The organism is Paenibacillus sp. A14 (assembly GCF_036864815.1).
GTDB classification, from domain to species: Bacteria; Bacillota; Bacilli; order Paenibacillales; family Paenibacillaceae; genus Fontibacillus; species Fontibacillus sanfengchensis.
Genome location: NZ_JBAGJD010000012.1, coordinates 60,976 through 79,699, shown reverse-complemented (window position 1 = coordinate 79,699; position 18,724 = coordinate 60,976). Strand labels below are relative to the sequence as shown.

The 18,724-nt window shown below is 52.3% G+C and carries 13 protein-coding genes; all 13 read left to right on the top strand.

Features of this window, described 5'->3' with window-relative positions; all coding sequences use genetic code 11:
* Positions 1 to 124: 124 nt before the first annotated feature.
* The gene (locus tag V4U88_RS22945; protein WP_334075572.1) at positions 125 to 1,777 is read left to right on the top strand and encodes a putative polysaccharide biosynthesis protein; all 1,653 of its coding nucleotides are present in this window, start codon (positions 125 to 127) and stop codon (positions 1,775 to 1,777) included.
* 121 nt (positions 1,778 to 1,898) lie between these two features.
* A complete protein-coding gene (gene mazG, locus V4U88_RS22940) occupies positions 1,899 to 3,413 on the top strand; it encodes a nucleoside triphosphate pyrophosphohydrolase (RefSeq protein ID WP_334075571.1) in 1,515 nt (504 codons plus the stop codon).
* A 165-nt stretch (positions 3,414 to 3,578) separates the two neighbouring features.
* A complete protein-coding gene (locus tag V4U88_RS22935; RefSeq protein ID WP_148454242.1) occupies positions 3,579 to 3,851 on the top strand; it encodes an HU family DNA-binding protein in 273 nt (90 codons plus the stop codon).
* Positions 3,851 to 4,132, top strand: a complete 282-nt coding sequence (locus V4U88_RS22930) for an RNA-binding S4 domain-containing protein (protein WP_334075570.1) — start codon at positions 3,851 to 3,853, stop codon at positions 4,130 to 4,132. Before V4U88_RS22935 ends, V4U88_RS22930 begins: the two co-directional genes overlap by 1 nt.
* 133 nt (positions 4,133 to 4,265) lie before the next feature.
* The gene (gene yabP, locus V4U88_RS22925) at positions 4,266 to 4,547 is read left to right on the top strand and encodes a sporulation protein YabP (protein WP_334075569.1); all 282 of its coding nucleotides are present in this window, start codon (positions 4,266 to 4,268) and stop codon (positions 4,545 to 4,547) included.
* Positions 4,544 to 5,134: a spore cortex biosynthesis protein YabQ gene (gene yabQ, locus V4U88_RS22920; protein WP_334075568.1), complete on the top strand. Its 591-nt coding sequence runs from the start codon at positions 4,544 to 4,546 to the stop codon at positions 5,132 to 5,134. Before yabP ends, yabQ begins: the two co-directional genes overlap by 4 nt.
* 17 nt (positions 5,135 to 5,151) lie before the next feature.
* The gene (locus V4U88_RS22915) at positions 5,152 to 5,502 is read left to right on the top strand and encodes an FtsB family cell division protein (RefSeq protein WP_334075567.1); all 351 of its coding nucleotides are present in this window, start codon (positions 5,152 to 5,154) and stop codon (positions 5,500 to 5,502) included.
* Positions 5,503 to 5,618: 116 nt separating this feature from the next.
* Positions 5,619 to 6,098 carry a S1 domain-containing RNA-binding protein gene (locus V4U88_RS22910; RefSeq protein WP_334075566.1) on the top strand — a complete coding sequence of 160 codons (480 nt, stop codon included), beginning with the start codon at positions 5,619 to 5,621 and terminating at the stop codon, positions 6,096 to 6,098.
* Positions 6,099 to 6,470: 372 nt separating this feature from the next.
* Complete coding sequence (gene spoIIE, locus V4U88_RS22905; protein WP_442951909.1) at positions 6,471 to 8,969, top strand: stage II sporulation protein E; 2,499 nt, start codon at positions 6,471 to 6,473, stop codon at positions 8,967 to 8,969.
* Between the two features lie 441 nt (positions 8,970 to 9,410).
* Positions 9,411 to 13,646, top strand: coding sequence for a fibronectin type III domain-containing protein (locus V4U88_RS22900; protein WP_334075564.1), 4,236 nt, complete (start codon positions 9,411 to 9,413; stop codon positions 13,644 to 13,646).
* Positions 13,647 to 13,667: 21 nt separating this feature from the next.
* Positions 13,668 to 16,973 (top strand): fibronectin type III domain-containing protein, encoded by a 3,306-nt coding sequence (locus V4U88_RS22895; protein ID WP_334075563.1) that lies wholly within the window; start codon positions 13,668 to 13,670, stop codon positions 16,971 to 16,973.
* Between the two features lie 78 nt (positions 16,974 to 17,051).
* On the top strand, positions 17,052 to 17,960 hold the full coding sequence (locus V4U88_RS22890; protein ID WP_334075562.1) for a hypothetical protein: 909 nt from the start codon (positions 17,052 to 17,054) through the stop codon (positions 17,958 to 17,960).
* A gap of 12 nt (positions 17,961 to 17,972) precedes the next feature.
* Positions 17,973 to 18,722 (top strand): hypothetical protein, encoded by a 750-nt coding sequence (locus V4U88_RS22885; RefSeq protein WP_334075561.1) that lies wholly within the window; start codon positions 17,973 to 17,975, stop codon positions 18,720 to 18,722.
* Positions 18,723 to 18,724 lie beyond the last annotated feature (2 nt).

Below are 18,724 nucleotides of genomic sequence, written 5' to 3'. Positions count from 1 at the left end.
TTTGGCAATCAAGCACACTCCTGTCGCAGTTGGACGGTACGCCGTCCGGATGCGGGGAGTGTTTTTTTCATGCAGGTTTCGTCATATAATGGAATCTATGACGAAACCGCAAAGTGGGTAGGTTATGAACGAACGTGAAACTTCATCCTCACGGTTGCTCAAAGGAGCGGCCGTGCTGAGTGTGGCGGCCATCCTTAGCAAACTCCTGGGGACGCTGCAGAAAATACCGCTGCAAAACATCGGGGGAGACGGCGTTTTTGGTATCTACAACACCGTTTACCCGTTTTATACAATTCTAATCACGTTGGCAACGGCAGGTTTCCCGACCGCGGTGTCCAAATATGTAGCCGAACGCCATGCCTTGGGCTTAGAGAGCGGTAAGCGGGAAGTGCTTCGCATGGCCACGCTGGTCATGGCGATGTTGGGAGTTATGGGCTTTGTTCTGATGTATTTGGGCGCGCCTCTGCTGGCCGGCTGGATTGGAAACAGCCATCTGGTCCCGGCGCTCCGCGGTGCCGCTCCGGCGCTGCTCTTTGTCCCGCTTAGCGCATCGCTCAGGGGATATTTTCAAGGGCTTCAGGATATGATGCCGACGGCGGTGTCCCAGGTGACCGAACAGGCTGTCCGGGTGGCCGTGATGATCGGCCTGCTGTTTTATTTTACCGGGGCCGGCGGCTCGGAGGCGGTGATTGCCGGCGGGGCTCTTGCCGGATCGGCTGTCGGCGGCGCGGCGGGACTAGCGGTGATGCTGGGATATTGGCGGGGGCACCGAAAATGGGCCGGATCTGCTGCCGGAAAAGAGGAAGGCGCGAATAAAGGCGGGGACTTCGGTAAACCGACCATTGGGGTGCAGTCGCATGGATTCCGCCTATTGCGGGAAATGCTGCGCTACGCGATTCCGATCTGCCTGGCTTCATTGGCGATTCCGCTGCTTAGCCTGGTGGACACGTTTACGCTGCCCCGGCTTTTGGCGGGCCATGGCGATGAACTGCAAGCGATGGTGGACGTCGGCATTTATAACCGGGGCATCCCGCTGGTCCAACTGGTGACCATGCTGGCCTCTTCCCTCTCCGTGCTGTTTATTCCCTTTCTTGCGGAAATGAACCTGCGGGATGACCGGGAAGGGATCGCGCGGCAGACGCGGCTGGCCCTGCGCTGGTTTTGGCTGATCGGGCTGGCGTCCTCGGCGGGATTAGCGCTTCTGGCCGAGCCGGTTAACGTGATGCTGTACGAAGACAGCACGGGGACGGGAACGTTGGCCTGGGTGGCCTGGACCGCCGCGCCGGGCGCGCTGGTGACAATCACAGCCGCCCTGTTGCAGGGGCTCGGCGCTGTGCGAGCCCCGGCGGTGCACTTGCTGGCCGCGGCGGGGCTGAAAGCGGCGCTGAACGCGCTGCTCGTGCCCCAGCTCGGCATCAGCGGCGCGGCGATCGCCGGCATCGCCGCCTATGGCGCAGCAGCAGCGCTCAACCTGGCGCTGCTGCTGCGGCGCACGGGCCTGCGCCCGCGCCTGCGGGACGCGGCGCTGCGGCCCGGGGCGGCCGCCCTGGCGATGGCGGCCGTGGTGCTGCTGCTGCGCCTCGGCTTGGACGCCGTGCTGCCGCCGGGCCGCCTGGCGGCCCTGGCGGAGAGCCTGCTCGGCGTGGCGCTCGGCGCAGCCGTGTTCGCGGCCGCGGTGGTGCGGGCGCGCTTGATCAGCGCGGCCGAGCTCGCGGCCGTGCCGCGGGTCGGGCCGAAGCTTCTTCGTGCGCTTCGGAAGCTGCGGCTGATGCGATAGCGCTGCGCGCCGCCCGGAGCCGGTGCGCGGCGATTATTTTTGCCGCAGGGGCTTGGAGTGATATAGTTAGGAGGAGAGGTTGTATCTCCTCCGGGAAAAGAGACAGGAGTGTGACGAACGAATGGCGGCACAAATTACGGTTGTCGGGCTGGGTTCGGGGGATCCGGACCGGCTGACGCTGGGAAGCCTGAAGCTGCTTCAGGAAGCCGGGGAGCGGTATGTGCGGACGAAAGATCACCCCGTAGTAAGCTGGCTGGAGGAAACCGGGGTGAGCTTTACGTCATTTGATGAGGTTTATGAGGCGATGGCGGATTTCCCCTCGGTATACCGGGAAATTGCCGACCGGCTACTCCGGGCGGCCTTGTCGGAAGGTGGACGTGCGGTATTGTACGCCGTACCCGGTCACCCGATGGTCGCGGAAGCGACGGTGAAGCTGCTGCGCGAACGCTGTGCCGAAGAGGGTGTGGAACTTCGGATCACGGGCGGCGAAAGCTTTATGGACGAGGCTTTCATCCGGCTTGGCTTCGACCCGATTGAGGGATTCCAGCTGCTGGATGCTTCCGACTTGTCGCAAATCCGGATCGATCCGCGGCGTCATACCCTCATCGGCCAGGTTTATGACGTGTTTACCGCCTCGGAAGTCAAGCTTGGCTTGATGGAAGTATACCCCGATGATTATCCGGTCGTTGTCGGACATGCGCTCGGGGTAGCGAATGCGGAGCGGGTACTGCGGATTCCGCTGTACGAATTGGATCGGATCGAGGGTTACGGAAACCTGTCGCTGGTCTACGTTCCGGCAAGCGGCGACGATCGTCTGCGGATCCGCAGCTTTGAGCGGCTGCACGAAATCGTGGCGATTCTCCGCAGTCCGGAGGGGTGCCCGTGGGACCGGGAGCAAACGCATCAATCGATCCGCAAAAACTTGATCGAAGAAACTTACGAGGTGCTGGAGACGATAGACGAGGATGATCCGGACCATATGCGCGAGGAACTGGGGGATTTGCTGCTGCAAATCATGCTTCATTCGCAAATGGAAGAAGAGACGGGGATGTTCACGGCTTATGACGTCATCCAAGAGCTTAACGAAAAGCTATTGTTCCGTCATCCTCACGTATTCGGCGATTTAAACGCCCAGGATGCCGAGGCGGCGCTTCAGAATTGGGAAGCGATGAAGGCGGAGGAGAAGCGGCGAAAGGGGATGCAGCCCGAGAGCCTGTCCGCGCTCAGCGGGGTACCGCGGGATCTGCCGGCCTTGATGAAAGCCTACAAGCTGCAGAAAAAAGCGGCCAAAGTCGGCTTTGATTGGGAATCCATCGACGGGGTATGGGCCAAGATCGAGGAGGAACTGGCCGAGCTGCGGGCGAGCGTGGCGGAAGGGCAGTCGGCGGAGGAGCAGACGCTGGAACTCGGCGATGTGTTGTTCTCTGTGGTGAACGCCGCACGCTATATCGGGGCCGACCCGGAAGAGGCGTTGTCGCGGACCATCGCAAAATTTGTCAGACGTTTCAGCTATGTGGAAGAACGGTTGCGCGAAGCCGGGAAGACCCCCGGCGAAAGCAGTCTGGCGGAGATGGACGCGCTCTGGGACGAGGCCAAAGCGGCCGAAAAGGCCGGGGAATCGCCAAAATCTCCCTAAAAAACGTGTTTTTTTTGCGAAAAAGCAAAAAAAAGTTATACACCGGGCAGGATTTTGGGTTTCAAGGCAGAATACTCATACAAAGATATCCACGCGGCCTTATGCCATGAGGGATTAGGCCGGTAGTATCCATCTATTTTTTCTATTATTGGGAGGCATTATTAAATGAACAAAACAGATCTGATCAACAACATTTCCAGCAAGAGCGGTTTGACTAAAAAAGACGTTGAAACTGTATTGAACGGCTTCCTTGGCGAAATCACCGAGGCGCTTGCTGGCGGAGACAAAGTACAATTGATCGGCTTCGGCACGTTCGAAACCCGCAAACGTTCCGGTCGTACCGGCCGCAACCCGCAAACCGGTAAAACGATCGAAATCCCGGCATCCAATGTTCCAGCTTTCAAAGCGGGCAACAAACTTAAAGAAGCTGTAAAATAATGCGTCTTGATAGATTCCTGAAGGTGTCCCGGTTGATCAAGCGGCGCACGGTGGCGAAAGATGTCTCCGAACAAGGGAGAGTCTTAATCAACGGGCGTGAATCCAAGCCGAGCAGCACCGTGAAGGTAGGCGACGAGATTACCGTACAATTCGGCCAAAAGCTGGTGACGGTCCGCGTCGAACGCCTGGCGGAGACCACTCGCAAGGAAGAGGCTGCCACCTTGTATACCTTAATTAAGGAAGAACCGATCGCCAAGGATTCCGGCTTGGACTGGAACTAGGCGAGAGATAAGTAACGCGCTCCGTTCGTTTGTAACGGGGCGCGTTTTGTGTTTAGGAACGCTATTCCCCTACATCGGTTCTAAACAAGACCCCCCTCCCATAAGCTAGTGTTAAGAAGGAGGGGTACATGCCATGATCGACCAAGGAAAAGGAAAGCGACAGGAGCTCCACTTGCTCCACAGAAAGCTGTTGGAGATTTCGGGCGTCCTGAATGTGGAGAGCTTTGACAGTGAGGAATTTCTGCTTCAAACGGAACTGGGGCATTTGACGATTCGCGGTCAGAATTTACATATCAAGAATTTGAACCTGGAGCAGGGGCTGGTCAGCATTGAAGGGCTTGTCAACTCGCTATCCTATCTGGATCCCGGGTCCTCCTCGTCCGGCAAAGGCCTGCTCAGCAAGCTGTTCCGATGAATCTGCAGACACAGTGGGCAACGCTTTTGTGGATGCTGGTTTGCGGGGGCATTCTGGGCATCGCTTACGACAGCTACCGGGTCGTATCGGGACAGCTCCGCTTTCCCCGGTGGAGCGTGCATATGCTCGACCTCTTTTATTGGCTTGCCGCTTCTTTGTTTGTGTTCCGTACGCTGTATCATGTCAACCAGGGAGAGCTCCGGTTTTATGTATTCCTTGGATTATTTATAGGCGTTTGGATTCATTTTTTGTTTCTCAGTGTTATAACGGAACGTTTTGTGGTAAATTTAATGAAGGTAGTCCAAAGGGTATACGAGATAATCCTGAAATTGATGATTATTTTAGTGGTGAAACCGCTTAAATGGCTGTTGAAGTGCTTAAAACTGCTTCTTGGCTTTACTTGGATCGTGCTGCTTTTTATGGGGAGGGTTACGCTGTCCCCAATTTGGAAATTATTGTCCTGGGCCACAAGACCTATATGGAAACCGCTGCGTCTGCCGGACAGGCTACGGGCTGTGCGAAATATCGCAACGGACTTTTGGAACCGCTGGTTCCGTAAACCAGACAAACCGGATGAAGATGAATAAATGACTGGAGGTGCCCCATGCGCGAAGCAGCGGCAAACACATCCCATAGAAAAAATCAGACCCCCGCCAGAACGGCAGGGGCGAGCCGGCGTCTCCGGATCTGGGCCGCATTTATGGTGCTTTTTCTCGGTTGGGCGGGGTACACGTTTATTTCCCAATCCGGAGAAATTGGGAAGAAATCGGTGCAGTTGGCGGATCGGGAAACCGTAAAAGCCGAGAACGAACAGACGCTCAACCAGTTGAAATATGAATTGAGCCGCCTTAAGGATCCCGAGTACATCGGTCAAATAGCTATGAAAAAGTACGGGCTTTACAAACCCGGGGAAATTCCGGTGCGCGTCTCCGGCTCAGAGTCCGGAAATGACTGATGCCATGCGGGATATACGGCTGTTGACCTTGTTTCAGTCATTATGTATAATCAAATCACCGCAGTCATGATTTCGAGGCCTGGCTGTATATTTTTAAGGGAGGATCATTTTATTTTATGTCAATTGAAGTGGGCACCAAGTTAGAAGGAAAAGTGACAGGCATCACGCATTTCGGAGCATTTGTGGATCTGTCAGGAGGTGTCACGGGTCTCGTTCACATCTCGGAGATCGCCGACAATTATGTTAAAGACGTTAATGATCATCTGAAGATTGGCGATATGGTTACCGTTAAGGTAATCAATGTCGACAAGGACGGCAAGATCGGACTTTCCATTAAGCAAGCGGTTGACAAACCGGTAGAGGCAACCAGACCGCCTCGCGCACCGCGCACCGATCGTCCGGGTGGAAGAGACGGAGACCGGCCAGGCGGCGGATTTAACCGAGATCGGGGAGGACGCCCTTTTAAGCCGCAACCGAGCAAGGCTTCTTTTGAAGATAAAGTTTCCCGTTTCCTTAAGGATAGTGAGGAGCGCATTTCCTCGCTGAAGAAGAACACGGAGGGCAAACGCGGAGGACGCGGAGCCAAACGGATGTAGTGTAATACTCAAAGCGAATAATGAACCACCGCAGGCATACCGTGCCTGCGGTTTTTGTTTTTTCGCGAAATCCGCTCGAAGAATTCTATTTTTGTCGTCTACCCACTTTAACCGACAGGTTACAACGCAATTCACGAACTTCTTGGACTAATTAACAGATATTGGTTACTTTTCCTGTTGCTTTTTATGCGAACACAACATCCCCTAAACTCGCTTATCCGCTTGGGAGGCCTGCATTCGCGCAGATTCGTGAACCGCTCTCAATTTGTCGGAAAATTCTTTGCTCCCGTTTCCGGTATATGACAAACTTTCCGCTTGCCCCCTTCTATAATGGGACATACCTTACAAAATTGGAAAAGGCGGTGCCAGGTGATGGAGAAATGGAACGTGATCCCATTTCCAGGGATGAAGAAGGCGAAAGGACAAGCTGGAGAGGTTTCTTGGGACGGGTGGAGGCAGATTCCGCTCGTAGCGGCGTGCAGCCGCATGTTTGCGGCCAACAAATGGAACGGTTTATTCCTGCTGATGAGCTTCCTGCTCGGCAAGGCGACGATATTGGACGAGCTGGCCCCTTTTGCCGCGGCCTTTTTTGCGGTGATGATGTTTATGCGGCGGGACATCGCCGTGGTGACGGGAGCGGTCATGATTGCCGGGGCCCTGTTTGTATCCGGACCTCACGCTGCCGTGATCGCGGCGGAGCTGCTTATCTTTTACCTCATCCATAAAGGGATGGAGTCGTTTGAACGGGCTGAGCTATCTTATGCTCCGTTGATGGTATTTACGAGTACTTTTTTCGCGCTGTTGTTTACGGCTGTGATCGGGCCTTCGCTTACCTGGTACGCCCTGGTCATGACCGTCATGGATGCGGTTCTCAGCTTTGTGCTCACTCTGGTGTTCATCCAGGCGGTCCCCGTGTTCACGTATCGAAAAAGAAATTACCAACTGCGCACCGAAGAAATCGTCTGCCTGGTCATTTTGCTCGCTTCAATCATGACCGGTACGGTGGGCTGGGAGGTGTCCGGCCTTTCAATTGAACATATCCTGACAAGGTATCTGATCCTCCTGTTTGCGCTGGTCGGCGGCGCCGCGCTTGGCGCATCGGTAGGCGTTGTGACGGGTTTGATCCTTAGCCTGGCGGATACCTCGGCCTTGTACCAGATGAGTTTGCTCGCTTTTTCCGGCATGTTGGCGGGAATGATGCGGGAGGGCCGGCGCTGGGCGGTGGGTTTTGGCATGCTGCTGGGCTCTTCCATCCTCTCCATCTACTTGGCGGGTCCGGCTGAAGTCATGTCCTCCACATGGGAAAGCTGCTGGGCAGTCCTGCTCTTCCTGCTGACCCCGAGAAGCGTGATCAGCGCCATTGCCAAATATGTCCCCGGGACGCAGGATCATACGAACACCCAGCATGAGTACGCCAAGCGGATGCGGGAAATTACGGCCGGCCGGGTCGCCCAGTTCTCCGAGGTGTTCAAGCAACTGTCGCGCAGCTTCGGGCAAATCGCGAGCTCGGGGGAAATCGCCAAGCGCGGTGAAGAAGTCGATCACTTTATGAATGCGGTTACGGAGAGCGCCTGCGCGACCTGTTTTCGCCGAAATGCCTGCTGGGATGGAAAGTTCTATCAAACCTATAAATATATGACCGAAATGATGACGGCCGTTGAAGAGAATCCCGAGATCACCAAAGAGGACTTGCCGCCGAAGTGGGATAAACTATGCACCAAAACCGATCAGGTGCTTGCACTGATGAAGCGGGAGTATAATCTCTACCAACATGATATGCACTGGAAACGGCAAATATACGACAGCCGGTTGCTGGTTGCGGAGCAGCTTTCCGGCGTGTCCCAGGTGATGGAGGACCTGGCCCGGGAAATCCAGCGGGAAGGACAAGCCTTGTACAAGCAGGAGGAACAAATTCGGGAGGCTCTTGAAAAAATGGGCTTGTCCATCCACAACATCGATATCGTCAACCTGGATCACGGCAACGTGGAGATTGAAATTGTGCATGCCTATACCCGCGGTTATGACGAGTGCCGGAAAATTATCGCTCCGCTGCTGTCGGATATTTTGGGCGAACATATCGCGGTGGTCGGGGAGGTGATGTCGGACCGACGGGACGGTCTGGCGACGGTGACTTTCGGTTCGGCCAAGACCTATGAAATTACGACCGGGGTGGCTGGCGCGGCCAAAGGAGGAGATATGCTGTCCGGAGACAGCTTTAGCTCCAGGGAGTTGGGGAACGGGACGTACGCCGTCGCCCTGAGCGACGGTATGGGCAACGGGGAGCGTGCCCGGCTGGAAAGCAGCACCGCCCTCAGCATCCTTGAGCAGCTGCTGCAGTCGGGAATGGATGAGACGCTGGCGATTAAATCCGTCAATTCCGTGTTGATGCTGCGCTCCCCGGATGAAGTGTACGCGACGGTGGATATGGCGTTGATCGATGAATACTCGGCACGGACCACCTTTTTGAAAATTGGTTCTTCCCCGAGCTTTATCAAACGCGGAAACGAAGTGATCCCGATCACGGCCAGCAATTTGCCGATTGGCATCATACAGGATATTGAAGTGGATCTGGTGACCGTGCAGTTGTATCCGGGCGATACGCTGATCATGATGACGGACGGTGTCTATGACGCGCCGGGGTACGCGGTCAATAAGGAACTGTGGATCAAGCGGCTGATCCAGGAAATCCGGTCCGAGGATCCGCAGGATATCGCCGACGGTCTGCTGGAATCCGTTATCCGCTACCAGAAAAATGTCATCCAGGACGATATGACCGTAGCGGTGGCGAAAGTCGATCATTTTCTGCCGCAATGGTCAACCTTGCACATTCCGGGACTGAGCCGATTGGAGCGGCCGCGGACGGTGAGTTAGAAAGAGAGCTTGGGGTGAAAGCCCCAGGTTCTTTTTTTTTTGAATTTTTCAACTGAGTCCAGGGGAAACGCAGGGAGCTATGAAAGCAAACGGTATGAAATGTTTAGGAGCTTGGATGATATGGGAGTCGATAGCGAGTTGAAACTCAATTACCTAAGTAATAGGGATTGTGACAAAACTTTAAAATAATATAAAGAACACAGTAAGAATATACAAAAAAACAATAGAGGAAAAATGTGGAATCATGTAGAATATGAGAAAAAAGAACTATATATTAGGTTCCGTACTATCAAATTCAAGCCGAAGGGTAATGATAGAATCCGCCTAAAGTCGGGTTCGTAAAGCTGCGGACGTGGGATATTTGTCTCGCAATAATTTGGCAGCCTGATTATCTGATGGGCTTGTTTTTTTTATCCTTTCCGGATTGGGGAGAATTGTCGAATGAGAAAATTTATTCAAGTGATTGCAACCGTTTTATGCTTTGTAGTTATTACTCAAATTTCCTTACCTTGGGGAGGGGAAGCTTACGCTTTTTCGACATCACCTCTTTCGCCTTCCAACAGCAGTTACGAGAGGCAGAGCGGGCGCGATTCCAAAGAGATTACCGATTACACCGCCATAACAGTGACAGACAGTACATATGGAGATTCGGCCGATTCTCGCACTGCCATAAAAATTGATTTCCTTTCTCCAGAAGCGGAGCAAACGGGTGGATATTTACCGGATTACGGTTACGTATTTGAGGAACAGGGCGGCTCAAAATATGGATGGGGTGCAGAGCATACCGCTGTGACGGTTGTGTCCAGCACATATGGCCGGCCACTAGAAAACTCTTTTATTCGGATGAAGGCGGAAGCTGTCTGGGAGATTGAAATACCCAACGGAAGCTATGATCTAAAAATTGCAGTTGGTGACCAGGAACTTGATAGCATAAACACGTTATATGCTGAAGATACCGTAATTTGGGACCATGTAAAAGTTCCAATGGGTGAATCCAGACTTGCCGCTGGAAAGGTCATTGTAAGAGACGGAAGGCTTACCCTGCACCATGATGACTATTCGAACACAACGGCTCTTCAATACTTGGAGATCAGGCCCTCTGGAGCGTCTGAAAAAGTTACCCGAGAAATGAAGCCGCCTTATATCGGTTTGCCTGCGGAGCAAAACAAGGTGCCTGGCGATCAGATTATTCTTTCAGGCACTCAAAATAATGAACATAATGCGGTCCCTTCAATCCTTGTTCCCGGATTAAGCAAAGAAATTCGGCGTTATCTAAACGAACGCTTGAATGAGCTTGAACAGGCTTGGGAGCCGTATGAGCAGCAAGCTGTATCCTGCTCTGGCTCTGCAGAGGCAATTGCCACAGCAATTGATGGAAGCTTTGAACCAGTAGCCGCCATACATACGGGTCAACTCAATTTGGACAATTCCGTCACGTTCGGTTCCCCTTCCCGGCCTGTCTTTTTAATTACGAATGGGCTGAATATAAACAGAGCAGTAACGATAACTGTCTACGGTACCTTGATTGTGCGAGGTGATTTGAATGCCAATCAAGGGGGGCGGATTATCGTTCAGTCTGCCGATGATAGTGATGCGGCAGTTAAGGCAGACCTGCGGGTCGAGGGGACTATTCATTTGAATCAGAATTCTGTTCTGAAGGTGGCAGATGAACTCGTTACAGATAAATTGATCTATAACAGCGGTCAACTAGATATTAGTGCTAAAAGCTTGATTGTTGAGAATAGCTTGCACATCAATACGAAGGTAGACATGAATATCACCGAGGAAATGATCGTGGGGAATTTGATATCAAATAATGATAAAGCTCGGATCATAGTGGGGCAGGGGGACCTATTTATCACCAACGATGTCCATGTCAATAATCAACTTGATGTTCATACCGGGGGCGTATGGGCGATCGGAGGCAGTATAACCTCCAATCAAAAGCCTGTAGTAAGCTCGGGGGATGTCCATGAAGGCCAAACCAAGCTTAAATATATTCCTTATGGTTTAAAGGCGGAGTACTTTGTGGAGGAAGATTTGCGAGGCAAAAAAATCACGCTGTTGGATGCCAATGTTAACCTCAACGGAAAACTCCCTGTTTCTTCACCCGATTTGAACGATGGAGGGCTTTCGATTCGCTGGACAGGCATGATTGAAGCCTATACAACCGAGGAGTACACATTCAGCACTGAGGCTAATGGCGGTGTAAGGCTTTGGGTCAACGGTAAACTGCTGATTGATGCATGGGACAAGTCCGGGGGGAACGATCGCCAGAAAGGTACGGTATCGCTGGAAGCCGGGCGTCTTTACGATATACAAATGGAGTTTGCGACTGATCGGAATCAGCCGAAAGCGGTTTTGTCATGGAGCAGCGGTATGGTGCAGGAAGAGGTAGTTCCTCAGGCTCAACTGACTCCGTTTGCCGTACCGGAATTATCGGCTGTCCCTTCGGATCGGGATATTGCCCTTGTCTGGACGGATGCTTTCAATGCGGAAGGATACGAAGTGGAAATAGATGGCGAGATTAAACGTTTGGATGTACAGAATCAATATGTACATGAGCCATTAAATTCCGGAACGAAGCATACATACAGGGTTAGAGCCAGCGCCGGAGCCCTTCACGGAAATTGGTCCAAGGTCACCGAGCTATGGACGCTTCCTGGAATACCCGCCAATATTCGGCTGGATGCCACGAGTGAGCAAATACGGCTGCAATGGGATGAAGTGATCGGTGCGGTATCCTATGAAGTCGAGACAAACGGGGACATAGTTAGTACCAACAATCTTACGACATATATCGAAAAGGATTTGAATCCGAACATACAACGGGCATTTCGCGTCCGTGCAGTAAACTCTAGCGGTGCGGGCAAGTGGAGTGAAGTTCTGGCGAAAACGACCTTGCCGGGGTCCTCCAGAGTTTTACAAACCAAGGCTAAGGATATCTCCATCCAGGTGAGCTGGGATGCGGTATCGGGAGCTGAAGGGTATGAACTGGAGGTAGATGGGCATTCAATCCAGGTCACAGGTACGCAATATTTGCATCAGGGGCTGGAGCCCAATACGGAGCATACGTACCGGATTCGTTCCGGCAATGCGCAAGGTTACGGTCCCTGGAGCGATCTGGTGAGGGCTGTAACGCTGCCTTCGATACCGCAAAATTTTGGGGCAGAGCCCCAGAGCCAGGGGATTGTTGTTGCATGGGATAGAGTGCCGGGGGCAACCGGGTACGATATTGAAGTGGATGGAGTCATCCATGATACCGGAGCTGACAATGGTTTTATTCATCAAGGACTTCCGCCTGACACAGACCATACTTATCGGGTAAGAGCAAGAAGCGGAGAAGTTTTCGGTGAATGGAGCGATATTTTAATGATTACAACTCTGGCAGACTTTCCTGTAAATTTGCAGGCTATCGCTACCGATTCGGTGGTTACTCTTACTTGGGATCCTGTCATAGGGGCCAAGGGTTACGATGTTGAGGTGGATGGAACGGTGATTAGCAACGGTCTTGAGCTTATCTTTGTCCACCCTGATCTCTTGCCGTTCACAGAGCACGAATATCGGGTCCGGGCCCGTAGCGAGGGAGGAATCGGTCCTTGGAGTGATAAAGTAACGGCAGTCACAGCACTGGGGGTTCCGTCCAATATTCGCTTTGAAACGACCACGGATACGATAACGGTTCGTTGGGATCCAGTGGCTGGGGCAACGGGATATGATCTGGTTGTAGATGGTGAAATGGTTGATGTCGGCGATACTCTCCAGTATATTCATAGCGGTCTGGCTCCTTCCTCCTGGCATGTCTATCGGGTCCGGGCCAAGAATGGGAATTTGGCCGGGACATGGAGTTCCGCCTTCACGAAGTCTGCCGCTTTGGGTATTCCGGTGATCAAGGAAGCTAAATCTTACACAAGCAAAATCTTCCTGTCATGGGATGAGGTCATAGGAGCCACCGGCTATGATATTGAGATCAACGGAGAAGTCAAGGATAACAGAGAAGCTGTGAGCTATTTGCATCAGAATTTGTCTCCAGGAGCGCAATATACATTTCGGGTTCGGGCAAAAAACGAGGCTGAAACCAGTGAATGGAGTAAGCCAGTTTCCCTTGCCACTACATCTGAAGTGATTGAATTTATTTCAGCTACATCCACAACGGATTCCATAGCTTTGGAGTGGACTGCCGGAAAGGGTAGTGAAGGCTACGACCTGGAGATAGATGGGTCCATTGTACCGAACATTATGGCGACCAGTTATACCCATAAGGGCTTGGAGGCGAACACGATTCATATCTATCGCGTCCGTGTCCACAGCAGTGAGCAAGAGAATGAGTGGTCAGCCGCCCTTGAGAAGAAGACAGTATCCGAAATCATCGTCAATGTCGGCAAGGATAATTTTTTCAATCTCGTCGTTGTGGCTCCGCAGAAGGCAGGTACCTCCGAGCGGACAGTCGTTGTTACCTATGAACCGGATGAGGTTGAAATGATAGACTTAAGCGCCGTGACGCCAGACATTGAACTAACTACAGGGGTTATAGAGAAAGCCGGAATGACTATTGAACGCTTCAACCCCGGAGAGATTGTAATTAGGGTGCATGATCGAAGTAAAACGTTCGTGAATGGAATCCGTTTTCTTGCCAAAACGAATAACCCTTCCAGTATTACTTATATCGTGGAGTAGTTTGTTATTGAAGGAGTGGATATGTTGAAGCGTTTGTCATGGATTTTTAGCTTGCTTTTATTCGTTTCAACCCTTGCGGTTCCATCGACCACACTGGCAAAAAGCAGCATCGATATCGTCTTTGTGATCGACAGATCCGGAAGTATGGCATCCTCCATCAATGCGGTGAAGGACAATGTTGCCGCATTTGCGGATATGTTGGCGGCCAGAGGAATTTCCTACCGCCTGGGACTGGTCTCTTATGAAGAGACATCCACAAGGTATGCATTTACCAGCGATGTGAATACATTCAAGGCTCAACTCGGCAAAATCAGCGTGGATGGCGGCACCGAGAACGGCCTCGATGCGATTATGAATGCTGCCCAATACTACCCCTTCGACGTTAATGCAAGCAAATACTTTATTCTAATTGGGGATGAGGTTGTCACCAGCGACCAGGGGTACACGGTTCCCAGCGTAATTCAATATATGAACAGCATGAAAATTAAACTTACAACTATCGGTATTGACGAGATAAAAAGTCAATTCAAGCAGTTATCGGATCAAACCGGCGGCATGTATCTAGACTTGTACAGCAATTTCAGCACAAGTTTGACCCGTATTTTTGAACAGATTCAACGGATACCGACACTCGAAATTATTAATCCGTCGTCTGGGCAAATGTTAAGCGACTTAAACACGGCGTTTATTCCTTCGGTCAAAGTAACCGATCCGGACAGCGACACATTGCAACTGGCTTACTATGTCGATTCGGAAACGGTGCCTCGTGACAAAAAAACGGTGTCCAACACAATGACCGCCCAAACGGTGAGCTTCAATGCGCTTAATATCGGCACACTTTCCGAAGGTAATCATACGTTTCGTTTTACCGTATACGATGGGTCGGATACGGTGCAGGATACAGTGACCGTCAAGGTGGACAAGTCCGTCCCGACTCTGGGGACCATCCGGACGGCAGCAACGGCGACAACGATTCAGATCTCAGGATCGGCTACCGACAGCGGTTCCGGTTTAAGTACCGCTCCGTATCGTTACACCGTTGGATCGCTTCCAAGCTCATGGACAAGCGCCACGACGTTCACCCATTCCAATCTGGTTCCCAATACAGCCTATACCGTTGTATTCGAAGCCCGCGATGCAGCTGGTCATATCGCCCAAAAAATTGAAACTGTCTGGACAAAGGGCCAGGTTCCAATACTTGGGAGGGAGCAGGCTTCAGAAACGTCGGCAGTACTGTCATTGCAGGACAGTAATCCGGCTTCAACCTTTTATCAGGTAAGGTCTGGGGCTTTATATGTGAGCGGGACGGGGACCTTGACGACGGCACCGAGCTGGATCATGCCAACGAACAAGAAAATAACCGTTACAGGCCTGACTTCAAATACAGAGTACTCTTTTCAGGCCAAGGCGCGAAATCAGAACAGTGAGGAAACTGATTTCGGGGCGACGCTCTCCCTAAGCACACTGGCGGCCCCGCCAGCGGCTTCGGCCATCACCTCTAACGCGGAACAGCATTCGATTCGCCTAAATTGGCCGCCTGTTGCGGGAATAACACAATTTGAGGTGGAAGCGGACGGCTCGGTCATAAGCGTTGGTGCTTCAGCGACTTTTTCGCACAGCGGACTTGCTCCGAATACGCGGCACACTTATCGGGTGAGGGCCAACAATGCAGGGGGGACAGGCAACTGGAGCCAGCCGGTAGTGGTATTCACGCTGCCGGATCCGCCGGGGATTCCAGCCAACATTCAAGCCCGGCCGACTCAGACCGAGGTTACTATCACGTGGGATTCCGTTGCGCGCGCGGAGAGTTATGACGTTGAAGCGGATGGAACGGTGATTGAGGGAGACATGCAGACGAAATTCGTTCAGAGCGGTCTGGAAGCCCAGTCGGACCATACCTATCGGGTTCGCGCGAAGAATTCGGGAGGAGTCGGGGAATGGAGCGTGCCGGTTACCGTTCAAACACTGCCTTATCCTCCGAAAACACCTGAAGGTTTATCCTCGGCAGTAGCTATCCATGAAGTCACAATTCAATGGAAAGCTTCAGAGGGAGCAACCGGTTACGAGGTGGAAGCCGACGGTCTCATATTGAACAATGAGGGGGCTACGAGCTTTCTGCACGAGGGGTTGCTTCCGCTCAGTGGGCATACCTATCGGGTCCGCGCTGTGAATGCAGGCGGCAAAAGCTTATGGAGCGCGCCCCTGACAGTTACGACGCACCCGGAAAGACCTTTAAAGCCGACCAATGTGATGACAACGGCTGAACAGAATACGATTACGGTGATGTGGTATCAGGTCGCACATGCGGAAGACTACGAAGTGGAAATTGATGGCGCAAAAATTGTGACGGTGAGCGATTCCCAATTTGTTCATAGCGGTCTGAATCCGGAAACCTCGCATTCCTATCGTATCAGGGCCCGCAATATTAGCGGGTACAGCGATTGGACGAATCCTGCGGCCATGGCCACTTTCCCTGCCGACGCGGGCGAGACCGATATGTCGCTTACCAATATGGCAGCCGTTGTAACAAACCGGTCGATTACGATCTCCTGGGACACGGTTGCCCGAAATGCAAAATATGAGATTGAAGTTGACGGGCGGATGAGCGATAACGGCGACAACACTATTTTTCATCATGGCGGTCTTCAAGCCGAAGAATTCCATACGTACCGGATTCGACTGAAGCAGGATGACAAGCCCGGCATATGGGTGGCGGTACTCTCGCTTTCCACTTTGCCCGATCCTCCGGACGCGCCGGAAAACTTGAGCGGTTTTCCTGCGAATGATTCCATTGAATTGTCGTGGAAGCGGGTGGATGGAGCGACCGGCTACGATCTCGAGGTGGATGGAGTGATGATTGACGCCGGTAATCTGGATACTTACAATCATCAGGATCTGATGCCGGGAACGTCGCATACTTACCGGCTGCGGGCAAAGAACGGAACAGGAGTTACGGCATGGAGTCCGGCTTTGATTGCGAGCACGACAAACCCGAATTATGTGGTTGACGTCCGCGCGGGCCAATCTTTTAACCTGTCCTTACTGGCCTTTAACGTTCAGGACTTCAGTGAACTGACCTATGTTGTCAAATACGATCCAAATCAGCTTGAGGTCGTCGACCTTTTCCAGTATACTCCCACGCCGGATTTGACGACCTCCGGCTCCATTCCAGGCTCGGAACTGGAGGTCACGTACGAGGAAGGACGAGTTGCCTATACGTTCAAGCATAATATCGTGCCGGGGACTTCCTGGTCGGGAGAGGTATCCACATTGGTGTTCAAATCCAAAATCGACGGTCAGTCCACGATTAATGTTCTGGTTGAATAACCGTGAAATAGCGAGGTTGATAACATGATGCCTATAAGTAAGAGAAAGCGTCGCATAGTCGTATCTATTCTTATTCCGGTGTTAATTGCTACATCTTTCGTTTATCCCATAGCGAATCGGGGGACGGAAAATGCAAGCGGTAACGATCATTCCATCGGCGATTCGGATATCCGAATCGCCGCCGATATCTCGAATATGACGGGCGTGGAGGCAGAAGAGATTATAAGGCTAAAAGAGACCGGGATATCGTGGAACGAGGTGCTTGAGCGAGTGCAGGGCAAGGCGGGGACAAGCAAGAAGTCGCGAAAAACGCGAAATTCTGTTTTAACTGCAGCGAATATGGAGGATACGGTTGCCAAGCTTAAAGATTCGGGTTACAGCGATCGGCAGATTCAAACTGCTCGTCTTTTTGCGGAGCGGGTGGAATTCCAATTCAGGGAAATTGTAAGGGATGAAAAAAGTACAGAACCCCTTTCTTCGCCGGTAAAGGAGCCAGCCGATCCTTCCAAGAAGGAGGATTTGAGGCTGGAGGCGCTTCAAAACGTTGCGGGGAAATACGATGCAGCCTCGGCCGTTTATTACTTGCTTATTCTGGAGCAAGTATTTCATGATCAGACGCTGATTATGGACGAGTATCTACTGTCGCTTCAACTAGAGCTTGATTTGAAAGAATATATTGATGATCCGGATGCTTATCTGAAGAGCAAGCAAGAGAAGTTGGCCGGACTGACTCCGGATCTGCTAGTGACAGCCGGTTTTCTGGAAGAGTCGCTTCTTGGCCGAATGAATCGGCATAGTTTGGAGTCCTCCGGTAAAGAAGACAGTGCAATACCTCAGCCTTCCGGAACGGGGACTCCTTTGCCCGGCGATAGTATCGTTTCCCGGCCCGCGGATTTCGCTTTGCCGGAGGCTCCCCATGTTCAGCCGGTAAACCCTGCCGATCAAATCAAGCAAGAGCTGGATTCGTTGAATCCTAATTTGCCGTAAAGGGGCTAGTTTATGAGTCATAGAACAAAGCATGTTGTTGTCGTTTTGCTTGTGGTTTTGCTGCTTGGCGGCCTGGTTCAGCTTGGTCGGGTTCTGGCGCAAGGAGGCTTGCTCGGAGCTGCGCCCAAGCAAAGCTATGAGGAATGGTTAAATGAATTTGATGTCCACGACAAATTCCGGGCAGAGCTTGAACGTTTGCGCGGAGAACAGCACAGTCGGCGCGACCTGATGGTTGCTTATACGTTTCTTTATTACCAATACGGGAAGATCGGTGAACTGGAGCCTCTTGTGAAGCGCAAAGAGAGGGGGGATTCCTGGGCCAAAGTATTTGCGGATTATTTGAACCGTCATGATGGGTTCGTACCCCGTACATATGATACGAAATACCTGGAGAGCCTGACGTCCGCCGCCAATATCAGCGTAGACGATATTATGATAGCCGACCGTTTATCCTTCGTCACCGGCGAGCCCATGGATTCCATGCTGTCTGCCAAGCTGGAAAGTGGAAAGAAGTGGAAGGATATCGCCGCGGAGTTGGGGATTGTTAACGGTTCTTCGGCACTTCCCCGCGTTGAAATAACGGCCGCACAACTGGAGAAATTCTCTACTACTACTTTTCCGCAAGAGAAAGTAGCCGAAGCGTTTGTACTGTCGCAGAAGGTCGGACTGAAGCCTCAAGAAGTAGTGTCCCAAATGAAGGCAGGCCGGACGGAGACGGATATTATGGCGAAAGCCTGGGCGGGGCGTTACTCGTCCTACTGATT

What these genes read in the sequence shown, in the direction of transcription:
- V4U88_RS22895 (WP_334075563.1), top strand. Translation starts at nt 13,668, where the DNA reads ATGTTGAAGCGTTTGTCATGGATTTTTAGCTTGCTTTTATTCGTTTCA.
- V4U88_RS22900 (WP_334075564.1), top strand. Translation starts at nt 9,411, where the DNA reads ATGAGAAAATTTATTCAAGTGATTGCAACCGTTTTATGCTTTGTAGTT.
- V4U88_RS22935 (WP_148454242.1), top strand. Translation starts at nt 3,579, where the DNA reads ATGAACAAAACAGATCTGATCAACAACATTTCCAGCAAGAGCGGTTTG.
- V4U88_RS22945 (WP_334075572.1), top strand. Translation starts at nt 125, where the DNA reads ATGAACGAACGTGAAACTTCATCCTCACGGTTGCTCAAAGGAGCGGCC.
- V4U88_RS22885 (WP_334075561.1), top strand. Translation starts at nt 17,973, where the DNA reads ATGAGTCATAGAACAAAGCATGTTGTTGTCGTTTTGCTTGTGGTTTTG.
- V4U88_RS22915 (WP_334075567.1), top strand. Translation starts at nt 5,152, where the DNA reads ATGCGCGAAGCAGCGGCAAACACATCCCATAGAAAAAATCAGACCCCC.
- yabP (WP_334075569.1), top strand. Translation starts at nt 4,266, where the DNA reads ATGATCGACCAAGGAAAAGGAAAGCGACAGGAGCTCCACTTGCTCCAC.
- yabQ (WP_334075568.1), top strand. Translation starts at nt 4,544, where the DNA reads ATGAATCTGCAGACACAGTGGGCAACGCTTTTGTGGATGCTGGTTTGC.
- V4U88_RS22930 (WP_334075570.1), top strand. Translation starts at nt 3,851, where the DNA reads ATGCGTCTTGATAGATTCCTGAAGGTGTCCCGGTTGATCAAGCGGCGC.
- V4U88_RS22910 (WP_334075566.1), top strand. Translation starts at nt 5,619, where the DNA reads ATGTCAATTGAAGTGGGCACCAAGTTAGAAGGAAAAGTGACAGGCATC.
- spoIIE (WP_442951909.1), top strand. Translation starts at nt 6,471, where the DNA reads ATGGAGAAATGGAACGTGATCCCATTTCCAGGGATGAAGAAGGCGAAA.
- mazG (WP_334075571.1), top strand. Translation starts at nt 1,899, where the DNA reads ATGGCGGCACAAATTACGGTTGTCGGGCTGGGTTCGGGGGATCCGGAC.